The following is a 15646-nucleotide window of genomic DNA, read 5'->3' as shown; positions in this document are numbered from 1 at the left end:
GACACGGGGCCGGTCGCCGCCGCGGGTCTCGGCCGAGACTGGTAGCCGATCGGCCGGGCGGCGGCAACGCCGGCCGCCGCCGATCGGCCGCGTCGATCACACCTCGTGGGCCGGACAGCGCCCGGTCGCCCACGCGGTGCCGAGGTCGCCGAGCGCCGCTTCCAGGCACTCGACCTCGACCCGCAGCTCGCCGCCGCCGGCGAAGATCATCTCGACCACCCCGCTCGGCGCATCGCCGACGGTAAAGCGGACGGCGAGCAGTTCGAGCACCGTGTCGGCGGCGTCGCGGTTGAGGCGATGGGACTGCACCCGCGTCACCCGGGCGAAGCTCAGTGCGGCGCGGCGCCGTTCGAAACTGCGCGACCGCCGGCCGTCGGCGGTCTCCCAGACGAAGCGGTTGAGGGTCAGCACCAACCGGCGCTCGCCGGCCAGCCAGTGCACGTCGCCGACCTTCATCACCGCGTCCTGGAGATGGGCCGACAGGATGTCGAGATCTTCGGCGTCGAGTGCGAGCAGTTTCAGGTCGGACATGTCGGGGCATCTCGTGGCGTTCGGGGCGACCGGGGGGCCGCGCGCGGGGATGAGTTCAATCGAGCGGTTTGACGCCGTCCTTCTCGGCCTGCACCGAGCGGGCGGTGAGCCGGCCGTCGCCTTGCGGCAGGCCGATCACCCGCACCGTCGCGCCGGGGACGAGCAGCGACCGGTCGCCGGCGACGAAGGCCACCACCCGCGCTTCCGGACCGACCAGGATGGTCTGTTCGCCGTCCTTGTACTTCAGCCGCAGCACGCCGGCGGTGCTCGCCGCGGCGACTTCCGCCACGGTGGCGTTGGTCATGGTCTGGTCGGGCAGGTCCATCGGCCGATGGCCTTCGCCGAGGCCGCGCTGGGCCGCGGTGAAGATGTGGACTTCCTGGGCGTGGAGTTGGCCGTCGACCCCCTTCATCGCCGCCGATCCGACGTAGTCGCCGGCGTGGATGTCGGACAGCGTCCGGTCGGCGACCGCGCCGATCGCCAAGTCCGCAGGGATCGTCACCGCCACCGTCTCGCCGCTCCGCGCGGCGAGCCGCAGCACCGAGCCGTCGAAGGCTTCGACCACCCCGGTGACGCGCCGCGTCGTCTGCGCGTCGGCGGCGGTCGTGGACACCAGCGCCGGCAGGGCCAGGGCGATCAGGGCGACGAGCAAGGGGTGGCGCATGCGGAGGCCTCCGGGTGCGGCGCCGCCCGCGGATGGGGCGGCGTCCTCGCCCTTCATCTAGGCACGAACCGCGCAGGAAGAAGACCCGACCGTCATCTTCGGGGAAAAAACCGCGCTCAGCGCATTCCCTCGCCGGAGATCCGCTCGATGATCGCGCCGCAGCGCGACAGCTTCTCCTCGAGCCGCTCGAAGCCGCGGTCGAGATGATAGACCCGCGAGACCATGGTCTCGCCCTCGGCGACCAGACCGGCGATCACCAGCGACACCGAGGCGCGCAGGTCGGTGGCCATCACCGGCGCGCCGGCCAACCGCTCGACGCCCTCGACCCGCGCGGTGCGGCCGTCGATGGCGATCCGCGCCCCGAGGCGGGCGAGTTCGGCGACGTGCATGAAGCGGTTCTCGAAGATCGTCTCGGTGATCGACGAAGTGCCCGACGCCCGGGTCATCAGCGCCATGAACTGGGCCTGGAGATCGGTCGGGAAGGCCGGGAAGGGCTCGGTGGTCACGTCGACCGGCAGGATCGGGCCGGGTCCGCGCCGCACCCGGATGCCGTCGGAGGTCTCGGTGATCTCGGTGCCGGTCGCCGCGAGCACCTCGAGGGCGGAGCGCAGCAGATCGGCCGAGGTGTGGGTCAGCGTCACGTCGCCGCCGGTCATCGCCACCGCCATGGCATAGGTGCCGGTCTCGATCCGATCCGGCAGCACCCGGTGGGTGGTGCCCGACAGGCGATCGACGCCCTGGATGCGGATGGTCGAGGTGCCGGCGCCCTCGATCTTGGCGCCCATCGCCACCAGGCACTTGGCGAGGTCGACGACTTCCGGCTCCCGCGCCGCGCCTTCGAGCACGGTCTCGCCGCGCGCCAGGGTCGCCGCCATCATCAGCGTATGGGTGGCACCGACCGACACCTTGGGGAAGCGATAGCGCGCACCGACCAGCCCGCCGGGCGCCCGGGTCACCACGTAGCCCGCCTCGATCTCGATCTGGGCGCCGAGCGCCTCGAGACCGGAGATGAACAGGTCGACCGGCCGCGTGCCGATGGCGCAGCCGCCGGGCAGCGACACCCGCGCCTGATGAGCCCGCGCCAGCAACGGCCCGATCACCCAGAACGAGGCGCGCATCTGGCTGACCATCTCGTAGGGCGCGCGGGTATCGACGATTTCGCGGGCGGTGAGATGGATGGTCTGGCCGGTGAGGTGGTCCTCGCCCGGGCGCTTGCCGTTCAGCGAATAGTCGACGCCGTGGTTCGACAGGATCCGCGTCAGCATCGCGACGTCGCGCAGCCGCGGCACGTTCTCGAGGGTCAGCGTCTCGTCGGTGAGCAGCGAGGCGATGATCAGCGGCAGCGCCGCGTTCTTGGCGCCGGAGATCGGGATCACGCCGTTCAGGGTATTCCCGCCGACGATGCGAATCTTGTCCATCGATTCCGCCTTCTCGAGATGTCTCGTGGCTCGGTTCGCCGGCCACGCGAGGCCACCGCCCCGCGGCCGGTCGCCGCTCGCGTCGATCGGCCCGCGCCCACGCGGCGCGATCCGACCCACTCGGGCCGCCGCGCTCCGCGCTCCCATAGAACGTCGCCGGGACGGGAGCAAGCCACGGCGCCGTCGCGGTCCCCTTTCCCAACAGGCGAAGCGGGCGGAAGCGTGGCGGGGCTGCGCCGCCGCGAGCGACGGACGGTCGCGCCGATGCGGCCCCCGGTTCACGGGACCGCCGAACCGGGAGGGCACCGGACTCGGATGCCGCCGCGATCGTCCGCTTCGGATGCATCGGCGGATCGCGCACGCGCTTCGGCGGATCGGTCGGCACGGGCCCGCCCTCCCCCTCACCCGAAGTTTCCGCCGGCGGCCGGATACTCTGCGAGGGCCGATCGACGACACGGATCCCGGGATCGTGGCGCTCGGGCCGGGGCGATCATCGCCGCGCGCCCCCGGACCGGCGGCGCTCCACCTTCGTCGCGCGTCACGCCTCCGATTCGTCGACGCTCGGGTCGGCCGGCGAATCGCTGCTGCGGCGACGGGCCTGATCCTTGCGTCGGCGCAAATTCTCGCGCAGCGCCGCCGCCTGACGTTCGGCGCGCGCGACTTCCGAGGCCCGCACCGGCGGCGCACCGGCGGCGCGCGCGCGCCGCACGGGAGGCGGGCGGGACGGAGGATCGGAAGATACGGTCATGGCGATCGACGGACGCGTTCGAGGAGAGGCCGCAGGGTCCGGTACCGCCGATGCGGGCGGCACGCGGCGGTGATCCCGCGACCGGGCGAACAAACCACGCCCGCGCGTCCGGCGCCAGTCCCTGCGACGGGGCCCCGGCGAGCGACGTCGCCCGCCGTATCGCGCGCATCCGGACGCGCTCCGTCCACGATCGCCGGCGATCCCACGGCCGTGGGCCCGATGGACGACGCCCGCACCGCCGTCGACGACGCCCTCGTCGAGGCCGTGGTCGCCGGCGCTCGTCGACGGGTCGACCGACGCCCTCGCCTCGCCACGCTCCTCCGCCCGCCCCCTGATCCGACCGCGCCGCCTCTCCGCGGGAGCGCCTTGCCCGGCGCCCATCGGGCGGCGGCGCGGAACTCCTGAGCCGGTTGTCCACATCGCGGTCGAACGAGGCTTGCGCCGACCGGCCGCCTGTGGCACATAGCGGGCCGCGCGACACCCCCGGTCCACCGACCGAGGTCGAGCGTCGTCCAGCATCGCCGCATCGCGCGGTCGCCGGGCGTCTCGCGGATCCGGTCCCCGGCATTCGGCGAAGGCTGCCGTAGCTCAGTGGTAGAGCACTCCCTTGGTAAGGGAGAGGTCGAGAGTTCAATCCTCTCTGGCAGCACCATTCTTTCCCATTGATTCTTCAGAAGATATTGCGCCATGAGGCGTTCGGCCGTTCCAGCTCGGACACGGAAACGGTACACATGGTGCTTCTGATGGCTCGTCCCTGAAGCGAACCCTCCGGCCTTTTGTCGGTCGGACTTTCGCGCCGCAGCGACGGCGGCGATCCGATGACCACCGCCCGAGCTCCTGCGCGGATGCCCGCAATTTGCCGTCCGCGAGACGGCGCCGTGCGAGCCCGGCGCATCCGCGTCGCTTCGCGCGCTCCGTACGCTCTGTGCGTGTCTGGGCAGGAACCGACGAGGAGGACGGGAAACGCCCGCGTCCGAATATCGATACCTTGCGAACTCTCGCCGCGTAATGCGGCGATCGTCCGGCGTGCGGGTGCTCGCGTTCGGCTCCCCCCGAGTCCCGCGCCGTCGGGAACGGAGGGGATCGATCGAGACGGGAGACGGACGAGCTCGACCGCTCGTCCGTCTCCCGAAATCAGCCGTCCTCGGGCCGATCGACGGGGCGATCAGGCGGCGCGGACGTTGGCGAGGAAGGTACCGACCTCGTGGCGCAGGCGTTCCGATTGGCGTGACAGTTCGTCGGCCGAGATCAGCACCTGCGACGCCGCGGCGCTCGATTCCTCGGCGGCGCGGGTCACGCCGACGATGTTGCTGGAGACCTCCTGCGTGCCGCGATGGGCCTGCTGGACGTTGCGAGCGATCTCCCGGGTCGCCGCGCTCTGCTCTTCGACCGCGCTCGAGATCGAGGCGGAGATGTTGTTGACCTCCTGGATGGTGTTGCCGATGTCGCGGATCTTGATGGCGGCTTGCCGAGTGGCCGATTGAATGCCGCCGATCTGCAGACCGATGTCGGCCGTCGCCTTGGCCGTCTGCTCGGCGAGCCCCTTCACCTCGGCCGCGACCACCGCGAAGCCACGCCCCGATTCGCCGGCGCGCGCCGCTTCGATGGTCGCGTTGAGGGCGAGCAGATTGGTCTGCGCCGCGATGTCGTTGATCAGGCCGACGATCGAACCGATCTTCTCGACGGCCCCGGTGAGGCTCGAGACGTCGACATTGGTCTGCTCGGCCTCGAGGGCCGCCCGCGCCGCGATCTTCGACGACTGTTCCATCTGACGAGCGATCTCACCGACCGACGACGACAGTTGCTCGGCCGAAGCCGCCACCGTCTGGACGTTGGTCGAGGCCTCTTCCGAGGCGGACGAGACGGCCATCGATTGCGACGAGGTCTCTTCGGCGGACGAGGTCAGGGTCGCGGCCGTCGCCTGGAGTTCGGTCGCGGCGGCGGACACGAGTTCCACGACCCCGCCCACGGCCTGCTCGAACCGATCGGCCAATTCGCGGATGGCCTTCTTCTTCTCGGCCTCGATACGGTCGGCGTTCTTCGCCTGTTCGGCTTCGAGGCGGCGCATCTCGACGGCATTGCTGCGGAACACGCCGACCGAGCGGGCCATCGTGCCGATTTCGTCTCCCCGTTGGATGCCGATCACCTCGTCGTCGAGATCCCCCTTCGCCAGACCGACCATGCGCGCCGCGAGCCGCCCGAGGGGGCGTGCGATGCCGGCGACGGTCAGCCAGATCATCGCACCGAGGACACCGATCGTCGCAGATCCGACGACGATTTCCTGGAGCAGGATCTCACGGCCGGCATCGGCCTCGGCAACCATCGCGGCGCGCTTGGCTTCCACGGTCAAGGTGTCGACCATCTTGCCCATGTCGGCCTTGAGCGTGTCCAGCGGCTTGTCGAACTGGTTTTCGAGCAGGACCAGAGCCTCCTGTCGCTGCCCCTTCTCGGCGAGAGCGGCGGCCTTGCGAGCGACGCCGACGACCGATTCGAAATCCGCGATGTAGTGATTGAACTCGCCGACGCCGCGCGGCAGCGACGTCTTGGCGATGTCCATCTTCTCGTGGAATTCGACCATGAGCCCGTCATAGCGGTCGACGATGCCCTTGATCTCCGACACGTCGGTGCGCGAGAGGGCGCGATAGGCGATGTCACCGGAGCGGAAGACCCTCTGGCTGGCGCGCGAGAGAAAGAGCGCCGCTTCCTGTTCGTGCTCGATGACGCTCTGCGCTTGGGCACTGACCCGATGAGTGATGGTCGATCCGAATACAACACTTCCGACTGTTACCGAGGAAATGATCAACAAACCTGAGACGATCTTCGTCACGATCGGAATGTCTGAAACTTGCATTGCCTGGGCTCCACCGCTGGAATTTGTGTTGGCCGCGAATGTCGGCCCCAATCGATTACAAATAATTAACTGTCGTATACGTAAAGTTTCGGATGCAAAATTGTCGCACCTACGCGATGGCAGGTCAGATCGGCACCTGTATATCGATGATTACCTGACGGAAACTTCTGCATCCGGAGGAACGACCGGTGGCCGCCGCCATGAGGCGCCGCCGGGTGCGGTCGAGCGCCCCGGTGCGATCCGGCCCGAGCCTCCGAGCCGTCGCGGGCAGACCGGGCGACCGGAGGACGACGCGCTCGACCGCCCGGCGGCGGCACGCATCACACCGCCACGACGTCGACCCCCCGATCGTCGATGCGCAGGCAGGTCAGGCGGTCGGTGGCATAGGCGCCGGTGTCGATGCAGATGCGGTTGGCGCGGAACTCCGGCGCCAGGATCGGCGTATGGCCGTGCACCACCACCGCGCCGAAGTCGCGGTCGTCGCCGAGGAACGGCTCGCGGATCCAGTGCAGATCCTCGCGGCTCTGGGCGTCCAGCGCCACCCCCGGGCGGATGCCGGCGTGGGCGAAGAAATAGCCACCGATCCGGTGGCGATCGACCAGCCTCTCCAGGAACGCCCGGTGCGCGGGCGGGACCATCGCCTCGAGCGCCGCCGCGAACGGCCGGTCCGCCAGGCCCGCGAGATAGGGCAGATCGCCGCCGTAGGAGGCCAGCGTCGCCAGTCCGCCGACCCGCCGCCAGTCGTCGAGCCCGATCTCGCCGTCCATCGCATCACGGAACAACTGTTCGTGATTTCCCCTGAGCATCACCGTGTCGTGAAATTCCGCCCGCAGGATGAGGCGGTCGACCACCCCGGCGGAGTCCGGACCGCGGTCGACGTAGTCGCCGAGATAGACCTCGGTGACTCGGCGACGGCGGGCCGCTTCGGTCCGGTCGATCGTCGCCAGGGCGCGGTCGAGCAGATCGCTGCGGCCGTGCAGGTCGCCGAACGCATAGACGACGTGGTCTTTCGGCAACACCGGGTAGGCGGGCCGAACGACCACGCGAGAACGAAACCAGTCGATCATGGGCCTTCGAAAACGGCAGGAGAAAACGCGATCGGAAGCAGCCGAAGGCCCGCCCGACCCGGCAACGCGGCGATCGGGCGGAGAGATTCCACCCACGGCATCGCGCCAGGACGCGGAGGCTAGCACGGCAGGGGCCGAATTTCGCCTCAATTAACCTTCACGAGAGGTTACCTTCGAAGACAGGCACTCTTCAGATCTGGAAAGGTATATATTTCGTTTCCGACGCTACTCCGTCCTAGATTTTCGGGTGCATCATGTCGAGATTGGAGCAGAGCCGAATCGATTCCGACTTGTGGCACGGCGGCGTCGCCGATCGCCGGAGTCTGCGCTGGTCGGTCGAGGCTCTCCAGGCCTTCGCAATGCTGTCCGACGTCTTCTTCGTCGTCGGTGCAGCGATTCTCGCCTGGTCGGTCCGGTCGGGCGAGTTCGCCACACCGTGGCACGGCATCGACGAAACCCTGAAGGTCGGCCTGCTCTCGGCGATCCTGTTCGTCGGTTACATGATGATGCGCGGCGGCTATTCGCTGGCCCATCTCAGCGCCGTCCGCCGCCAGTTCGTGCTGGTCGCCCAAGGCTGGGTGCTGACCTTCTTCGTGCTCGCCTGGATCGCCTTCCTGTTCCAGGTCACCACCAGCTTCTCGCGCGGCGTTGTCTCGCTCCACTTCCTGTTCGGCTTCGCCTTTCTGATGGTGACCCACGTGGTCGCCGCCCGGTCGCTGGCCAAGCGCTTCGCGCTCGGGCGGATGTCGCTGCGCCGGGTCGCGGTGGTGGCGGTCGCCGACGATTCCGGCCTCGACCGGATCCGCCGCCGCCTCGCCCGCAAGGGCATCGAAGTGGTGATGCTGTCGCCGATCTCGCCGACCCGCGTCGGTCGTTCCGGCTTCATGGGTGCCTGCCGCGGCGCCGTCGGCGACGTCCGCACCGCCCTCGCCTCGACCCAGATCGACGGCATCTATCTGTTCCTGTCGTGGAAGGAACGCCGCCACATCGACGAGCTCAAGGCCGCCCTGTCGCCGATGCCGGTGCCGATCTATCTCTTCGCCGACCAGGACACCGAGCGCCTGCTGCGCCGACCCCGCGTCCAGGTCGGCGACATGCTCGGCTTCGAGCTGCAGCGCGCCCCGCTGACCCGCACCGACCGCGCCGCCAAGCGCGCCCTCGACGTCGCCGTCGCCGGCACCGCGCTCTTGATGCTGTCGCCCTTGATGCTGCTGACCGCCGTGGCGATCGCCATCGAGACCGGCTTCCCGATCCTGTTCCGCCAGAACCGCAAGGGTTTCGGCGCCCGCCCCTTTCCGATCCTGAAGTTCCGGTCGATGACCGTCCAGGAGAACGGGTCGGTGGTCACCCAGGCCTCGAAGAACGACGTCCGCGTCACCCGCCTCGGCCGGGTTATCCGCCGCACCTCGATCGACGAGCTGCCGCAGTTGATCAACGTGCTGCGCGGCGACATGTCGATCGTCGGTCCGCGCCCCCATGCGGTCGCCCACGACGATCTCTACGACGGGCTGATCGCCTCCTACGCCTTCCGCCAGCACGTCAAGCCGGGCATCACCGGCTGGGCTCAGGTCAACGGCTGCCGCGGCGAGACCCGCGAAGTCGACCAGATGCGCGCCCGCGTCGAATACGACATCTGGTACATCAACAACTGGTCGCTGTGGCTCGACGTCCGCATCATCGTGCTGACCGCCTTCAAGATCTTCGTGGACAAACAGGCCTACTGACGGGCCTGCCCGTGCCGGGACGCGCGGGACGACAGAGCCGGCGGAGATCGCTCCGCCGGCTCTGTCGTGTCCGGAATCCTGCGTCCGACGCGGCCGCTCAGGCCGGGGTCGGGTCGTAGGCGAGGATCGGCGCCAGCCAGCGTTCGGCGGTGGCGAGATCCCAGCCCTTGCGCGCCGCATAGTCCTCGACCTGATCGCGTTCGATCTTGCCGACCCCGAAATAATGGGCCTCCGGGTGCGAGAAATAGAGCCCGGACACCGACGCCGCCGGGCTCATGGCGTAGCTCTCGGTCATCTCGATGCCGGCGCGATGCGACGGGTCGAGCAGCTTCCACAGCGTCGCCTTCTCGGTGTGGTCGGGCTGGGCCGGATAGCCCGGCGCCGGTCGAATGCCCTGGTACTTCTCGGCGATCAGGTCGGCCGGGGTGAGCCGCTCGTCCGCCGCATGGCCCCACAGTTCCTTGCGCACCTTCTCGTGCAGCCATTCGGCGAAGGCTTCGGCGAGGCGATCGGCGAGCGCCTGGCTGAGGATCTTCGAATAGTCGTCGTTGGCGCGGGCGTAAGCCTCGGCGATCGCCGCCTCGCCGATGCCGGCGGTAACCGCAAAGGCGCCGATCCAGTCCTTCGGCCCGCCGATCGGCGCGACGAAGTCGGCGAGCGCCAGATTGGCGCGCTGCGAGCCGGTCCGCCCCATCTGCTGGCGCAGCGTATGGAGGCGGGTCAGCGTGTAGTGCCGGCTCTCCTCGGAGAACAGCACGATGTCGTCGCCGATCGACTGGGCCGGCCAGAAGCCGACCACGCCCTTGGCGGTGAGCGAGCCCTCGGCGATCAGCTTGGCGAGCATCGCGCGGGCGTCGTCGTAGAGCGCCTGCGCCGCCGGCCCGACCTTGGCGTCGGTGAGGATCGCCGGGTAGCGGCCGATCAGCTCCCAAGTGGCGAAGAACGGCGTCCAGTCGATGTAGGGCACCAGATCGGCGATCGCCACGTCGATGGTGCGGGCCCCGAGGAAGCTCGGTTTGACCGGCGGATGCGCCGCGAAGTCCGGCCGGAAGGCGCGGGCGCGAGCATCGGCGAGCGTCACCCGCTCCTTGTCGGCACGGCCGCGGGCGTGGCCTTCGCGGATCTTGACGTAATCGGCGGCGATCTCCGCGGCGACGCGGGTCCGGTCCGCCCCGATCAGCGACGAGGCGACGCCGACCGCCCGGCTGGCGTCGACCACATAGACCGCCTGTCCCGCCCGATAGGCCGGATCGATCTTCACCGCGGTGTGGACGCGGCTGGTGGTCGCGCCACCGATCAGCAGCGGCAGAGTGAAGCCCTGGCGCTCCATCTCGCCGGCGACATGGACCATCTCGTCGAGCGACGGGGTGATCAGCCCGGACAGACCGATCAGGTCGGCCTTCTCCTCGCGCGCCCGCTCGAGGATCTTGGCGGCCGGCACCATCACCCCGAGATCGACCACGTCGAAGTTGTTGCAGGCCAGCACCACGCCGACGATGTTCTTGCCGATGTCGTGGACGTCGCCCTTGACCGTGGCCATGACGATCTTGCCGGCCGAGGAGCGTCCGACGCCGCCCGCCGCCGCCTTTTCGGCATCCATGTAGGGCGTCAACACCGCCACCGCCTGTTTCATCACCCGCGCCGACTTGACCACCTGCGGCAGGAACATCTTGCCCGCGCCGAACAGGTCGCCGACCACGTTCATGCCGGCCATCAGCGGCCCTTCGATCACCTCGAGCGGTCGCCCGGCTTCGAGCCGCGCCTCTTCGACGTCGGCGCCGATGTAATCGGTGATGCCGTTGACCAGCGCGTGTTCCAGCCGCTTGGCGACCGTCCAGGTGCGCCAGGTCAGATCGACCTCGCGGGTCTTGCCGACCTCGCCCTTGAAGCGCGGCGCCGCGTCGAGCAGCCGCTCGGTGGCGTCGGGTCGCCGGTTGAGCACCACGTCTTCGGCGAGATCGCGCAGATCGGGGGTCAGCTCGTCATAGACCTTCAGCGCCCCGGCGTTGACGATGCCGAAGTCCATGCCGACCTGGGTGGCGTGGTAGAGGAACACCGAGTGCATCGCCTCACGGACGGAATCGTTGCCGCGGAAGGCGAAGGACAGGTTCGACACCCCGCCCGAGACATGGGCGTGCGGCAGGTGCTCGCGGATGAACCGCGTCGCATCGATGAAGTCGACGCCGTAATTGGCGTGCTCCTCGATGCCGGTGGCCACCGCGAAGACGTTGGGATCGAAGATGATGTCCTCGGGCGGGAAGCCGACCCGGTCGACCAGGATGCGGTAGCAGCGCTCGGTGATCTCGGTCTTGCGCGCCAGCGTGTCGGCCTGGCCCTGTTCGTCGAAGGCCATCACCACCACCGCGGCGCCGTAGCGGCGCACCTTCTCGGCGTGCAGCACGAAGGCCTCTTCGCCCTCCTTGAGCGAGATCGAATTGACGATGCCCTTGCCCTGCAGACACTTCAGCCCGGCCTCGATCACGCTCCACTTGGACGAATCGACCATCACCGGCACCCGCGCGATGTCGGGTTCGGCGGCAACCAGATTGAGGAAGGTCACCATCGCCGCTTCGCTGTCGAGCAGACCCTCGTCCATGTTGACGTCGATGATCGTCGCCCCGGATTCGATCTGCTCCTTGGCGACCGCCAGCGCCGCCGGATAATCGCCGGCGGTGATCAACTTGCGGAATTTGGCCGAGCCGGTGACGTTGGTGCGCTCGCCGACGTTGGTGAAGCGCATCTCGGGCAAGTGGGTGAAAGGCTCGAGCCCCGACAGGCGCATGCGCGGCTCGATCACCGGCACGACCCGGGGGGCGTGCGGCGCCACGGCCGCGGCGATCGCCGCGATGTGGTCGGGCGTGGTGCCGCAGCAGCCGCCGACCACGTTGACCAGACCCGAGGCGGCGAACTCGCCGACGAGCTTCGCCATCGCCGCCGGGCTCTCGTCGTAGAGGCCGAATTCGTTGGGCAGCCCCGCGTTGGGATAGGCGCACACCAGCGTGTCGGCGACCCGGCCGATCTCGTCGACGTGGGCGCGCATCTCGGCGGCACCGAGGGCGCAGTTGAGGCCGATCGAGAACGGCCGCGCGTGGCGCAGGCTGTACCAGAAGGCGGTCGGGGTCTGACCCGACAGGGTGCGGCCCGACAGATCGGTGATCGTGCCGGAGATCATCACCGGCAGGCGGAAGCCCTTCTCGGCGAAGAGTTCTTCGATGGCGTAGATCGCCGCCTTGGCATTGAGCGTGTCGAAGATCGTCTCGACCAGCAGGATGTCGGCGCCGCCGTCGACGAGCCCGCGCGCCGCCTCGCCATAGGCGATGCGCAGATCGTCGAAGCTCACCGCGCGGTAGCCGGGGTCGTTGACGTCCGGCGAGATCGAGGCGGTGCGGTTGGTCGGGCCGATGGCGCCGGCGACGAAGCGCGGCCGGCTCGGGTCGGCGGCGACCGCCGCGGCGACCGCCTCGCGGGCCCGCCGGGCACCTTCGAGGTTGAGCTCGTAGGCGAGGGATTCGAGGCCGTAGTCGCCCTGCGCTATGGTGGTCGCCGAGAAGGTGTTGGTCTCGACGATGTCGGCGCCGGCGGCGAGATACTCGGCATGGATGCCGCGGATGATCTCCGGCCGGGTGATCGACAACAGGTCGTTGTTGCCCTTGAGGTCGCGCGGATGGTCGGCGAAGCGGTCACCGCGATAGTCGGCATCGCCGAGCGCATGGCGCTGGATCATCGTGCCCATCGCCCCGTCGAGCACCAGAATGCGGCGCGCCGCGGCCTCGGCGAGGGTCGTCGCGAGCGTTACGGCGGTGGCGGCGTCATGGGTGAAGGGCACGGTCATGATCTCACTCTCGGGTCTGCGTTCGACGGCGATCCGCTCGCGCGGACCTTCGGGGGTCGTGAGCCGCACGGGCCCCGCCCCCCTCCCTGTCCCTCCCCCTCGACGGGGAGAGAACGATGTGGCGACGGCGATCGGAGATCCGAAGGCCGTCCCGCGACGCGCGACCAGCGCCCGCCGTATCGAAGTCCCCCTCCCCAGGGTCCCCTCCCCCCTTGTGGGGGAGGGACAGGGAGAGGGGTATGCGGAGGTACCGCAGGGAAGGACTTCGGACGAGGCCATGCCCAGCCCCCCCCCTCCCTGTCCCTCCCCCTCACGGGGGGAGGGAACGATGTGGCGGCGACCATCGGAGATCCGAAGGCCGTCCCGTGACGCGTGACGTGCACCCGCCGTATCGAAGATCCTCTCCCCCAGCGTCCCCTCCCCCCTCGAGGGGGAGGGACAGGGAGGGGGGGCTGGGGCCTCGCGGATCTCGCAACGACGGCGCTCGAACCGCCCCCGGCTCACCCCACGCGGTCGCCCGCCGTTATCCCCAGCGCCTCGACGATCCCCACCACCAGATCGGCGCGGTTCATCGTGTAGAAGTGGAAGTCTGCGATCCCGCGCCGCCGCAGATCCGCGACCTGCACGCGGCCGAAGTCGATCGCCGCCCGCGCCCGCGCGCTCGCCTCCTCGCCGACCCCGGCGAAGCGCGCCGCGACCGCAGCCGGCATCGACGCCCCGGTCTTGGCCGCGAAGCCGGCGACCGCGGTGAAATTGTGGATCGGGATGATCCCCGGCAGGATCGGGATGGTGATCCCGGCCCGGGTCACCCGCTCCAGGAACCCCTCGAACAGATCGTTGTCGAAGAAGAACTGGGTGATCGCCCGGCTGGCGCCGGCATCGACCTTGCGCTTCAGATTGTCGATCTCGATCTCCCACGAGGCGCTCTCGGGATGGCGCTCGGGATAGGCCCCGACCGAGATCTCGAACCCGCCGATCGCGGCGATTCCCGCCACCAGGTCGCTGGCATAGGCATAGCCGCCCGGATGCGGCGCGTAGGCCGCGCCGACCCCGGCCGGCGGATCGCCGCGCAGCGCCACGATGTGGCCGACCCCGACCCCGGCATAGGCCCGGACCACCGCGTCGACCTCCTCGCGCGTCGCCCCGACACAGGTCAGATGCGCCGCCGGCTTCAGCCCGGTCTCGCGGACCAGCCGCGCCACGGTGTCGTGGGTGCGCTCGCGGGTGGTGCCACCGGCCCCGTAGGTGACCGACACGAAGGCCGGCGCCAGCGGCGCCAGCGCCTCGATCGCCGTCCACAATCCGGCTTCCATCTTCTCCGTCTTGGGCGGGAAGAACTCGAAGGACAGGCGCGGCCGCGGCGGCAGAGGGGAAGGCGAGGTCATGCGAACTCCGAGGTTCGGGTGTCGGCGAGCACGACCCGCCGGTCGCGGGCGAGCCACAGGGTGACGGTCAGTTCGGCGGCCGGCGCACCGGCCCGCGGCGAGGCGGCGAGATCGGTGACCGAGACGAGCTCCAGCCCGGCCTGTTCCAGCGCCCGGGTGATCTCGCCGTGACTGAAGCCGAGCCGGCGATGGGCATGGGCCTCGCGCAGGAATTCGAGATCGTGGGGGGCGAAGTCGACGATCAGCAGGCGTCCGCCCGGCCGCAGCACCCGCGCCGCCTCGCGCAGCGCCCGGGTCGGCTCGTCGAGGTAATGCAGCACCTGATGGATGGTCACCAGATCGAAGGCGTCGCGGGGACCCGGCAGGGCATGGACGTCGCCCTGCTGGACGCGCGCCTGGGCCACCCCGGCCCGGTCGATCTCGGCGCGGGCGATCTGCAACATGCCGTGCGAGGCGTCGATGCCGACCGCCCGCTCGTAGCGATCGGCGAGCAGGGTCAGCATCCGCCCGGTGCCGGTGCCGAGATCGAGCATCGCCTCGATGCGGCGCTCGCCGACCGCCTCGCGAATCGCCGCTTCGACCCGATCTTCGGCGACGTGCAGCGAGCGCAGTTCCGCCCATTGCGCCGCGTGCGCGGAGAAATAGGCCTCGGTGCGCGCCGCATGCTCGGCCTTGACCGCATCGAAGCGCTCGCGGTCGCGCACCACCGCGGGATCTTGCGAATCGAGCACACACAGCAGCGCGCCGACCACCGTCGCCACGGTGGCGTCGACGCTCGGCCGGTAATAGACCCACGAGCCCTCGGGAAAGCGATCGACCAGCCCGGCCTCGGTGAGCAGCTTGAGATGGCGCGAGATGCGCGGCTGCGACTGACCGAGGATGGCGGTGAGGTCCTTGACGGTCAGATCGCCGGCGGCGAGCAGCGCCAGGATCCGGAGTCGCGTCGGCTCGCCGCTCGCCCGCAGGACGGCGACCAGGGACTCGGCGGAGACCGTGGCGGGTTCGAACGGCGAAGGGTACGGGGCTCGCGACATGAAAAATGATATAAAGATATCTTTATATGATTTCAAGCGGCATCACGGCGGTGCGTCGACCTGCGCCGTCCGCCCGCCCGCCCCACGCTCGGGGCGATCGTTCGGAGGCGACGAAAAGCACAGCCCCGCGGCCCTTTCCCTTCTCCCCTCGTGGGAGAAGGTGCCCCGCAGGGGCGGATGAGGGGGCCGCGCGCCAGCGCGCAACCGGCCTGTCCCCCGGGCATCGCGGCGGAGGGTGAGGCCGAGCCCCCTCATCCGGCCTTCGGCCACCTTCTCCCGCGAGGGGAGAAGGGAAGACCGCGCGTTCCGCGACCCCCGCATGCGCCGCACCGCGCGATCGCGCCTGCCCTTCGGGTTCCCTTTCCCGCCCCGATCGGCTAGCGTTCCGCCCC

The 15646-nt window shown here is 69.6% G+C and carries 9 protein-coding genes and 1 tRNA gene; 2 read left to right on the top strand and 8 right to left on the bottom strand.

The window, feature by feature from the left end; translation table 11 throughout:
* Positions 1-96 precede the first annotated feature (96 nt).
* From EYW49_RS08865 to murA, 3 genes are all read right to left on the bottom strand, one after another.
* Positions 97-531 carry a DUF2948 family protein gene (locus EYW49_RS08865; protein WP_131308409.1) on the bottom strand — a complete coding sequence of 145 codons (435 nt, stop codon included), beginning with the start codon at positions 529-531 and terminating at the stop codon, positions 97-99.
* A gap of 55 nt (positions 532-586) precedes the next feature.
* Complete coding sequence (locus tag EYW49_RS08860) at positions 587-1195, bottom strand: hypothetical protein (protein WP_131308406.1); 609 nt, start codon at positions 1193-1195, stop codon at positions 587-589.
* Positions 1196-1311: 116 nt separating this feature from the next.
* Positions 1312-2613: a UDP-N-acetylglucosamine 1-carboxyvinyltransferase gene (gene murA, locus EYW49_RS08855; protein WP_131308403.1), complete on the bottom strand. Its 1302-nt coding sequence runs from the start codon at positions 2611-2613 to the stop codon at positions 1312-1314.
* Between the two features lie 1325 nt (positions 2614-3938).
* Between murA and EYW49_RS08845 the strand changes: the two genes are divergently transcribed.
* Positions 3939-4013: transfer RNA gene (locus tag EYW49_RS08845), tRNA-Thr, on the top strand.
* Positions 4014-4526: 513 nt separating this feature from the next.
* On the opposite strand, the gene EYW49_RS08840 is transcribed toward EYW49_RS08845, so the two are convergent.
* Positions 4527-6167, bottom strand: coding sequence for a methyl-accepting chemotaxis protein (locus tag EYW49_RS08840; RefSeq protein WP_165498189.1), 1641 nt, complete (start codon positions 6165-6167; stop codon positions 4527-4529).
* A 365-nt stretch (positions 6168-6532) separates the two neighbouring features.
* Positions 6533-7279: a metallophosphoesterase gene (locus tag EYW49_RS08835; protein ID WP_131308393.1), complete on the bottom strand. Its 747-nt coding sequence runs from the start codon at positions 7277-7279 to the stop codon at positions 6533-6535.
* Positions 7280-7533: 254 nt separating this feature from the next.
* On the opposite strand from EYW49_RS08835, the gene EYW49_RS08830 reads away from it, so the two are divergent.
* On the top strand, positions 7534-9003 hold the full coding sequence (locus tag EYW49_RS08830) for an undecaprenyl-phosphate glucose phosphotransferase (RefSeq protein ID WP_131308390.1): 1470 nt from the start codon (positions 7534-7536) through the stop codon (positions 9001-9003).
* A gap of 97 nt (positions 9004-9100) precedes the next feature.
* Here the strand turns inward: EYW49_RS08830 and metH are convergent, their stop codons facing one another.
* The 3 genes from metH to EYW49_RS08815 form a co-directional block, all read right to left on the bottom strand.
* Positions 9101-12835, bottom strand: coding sequence for a methionine synthase (gene metH, locus EYW49_RS08825; RefSeq protein WP_131308387.1), 3735 nt, complete (start codon positions 12833-12835; stop codon positions 9101-9103).
* A gap of 500 nt (positions 12836-13335) precedes the next feature.
* Complete coding sequence (metF, locus tag EYW49_RS08820) at positions 13336-14220, bottom strand: methylenetetrahydrofolate reductase [NAD(P)H] (RefSeq protein WP_131308385.1); 885 nt, start codon at positions 14218-14220, stop codon at positions 13336-13338.
* Positions 14217-15254 carry an ArsR/SmtB family transcription factor gene (locus EYW49_RS08815; protein WP_131308382.1) on the bottom strand — a complete coding sequence of 346 codons (1038 nt, stop codon included), beginning with the start codon at positions 15252-15254 and terminating at the stop codon, positions 14217-14219. The genes metF and EYW49_RS08815 overlap by 4 nt, the downstream gene beginning before the upstream one ends.
* Positions 15255-15646: the final 392 nt, after the last annotated feature.

The sequence above is a fragment of the Siculibacillus lacustris genome (genome assembly GCF_004328075.1).
In the GTDB taxonomy this organism is placed as follows: Bacteria; Pseudomonadota; Alphaproteobacteria; order Rhizobiales; family Ancalomicrobiaceae; genus Siculibacillus; species Siculibacillus lacustris.
The sequence above is the reverse complement of the archived record's forward strand: the minus strand, read 5'-3'. Positions and strand labels throughout refer to the sequence as shown.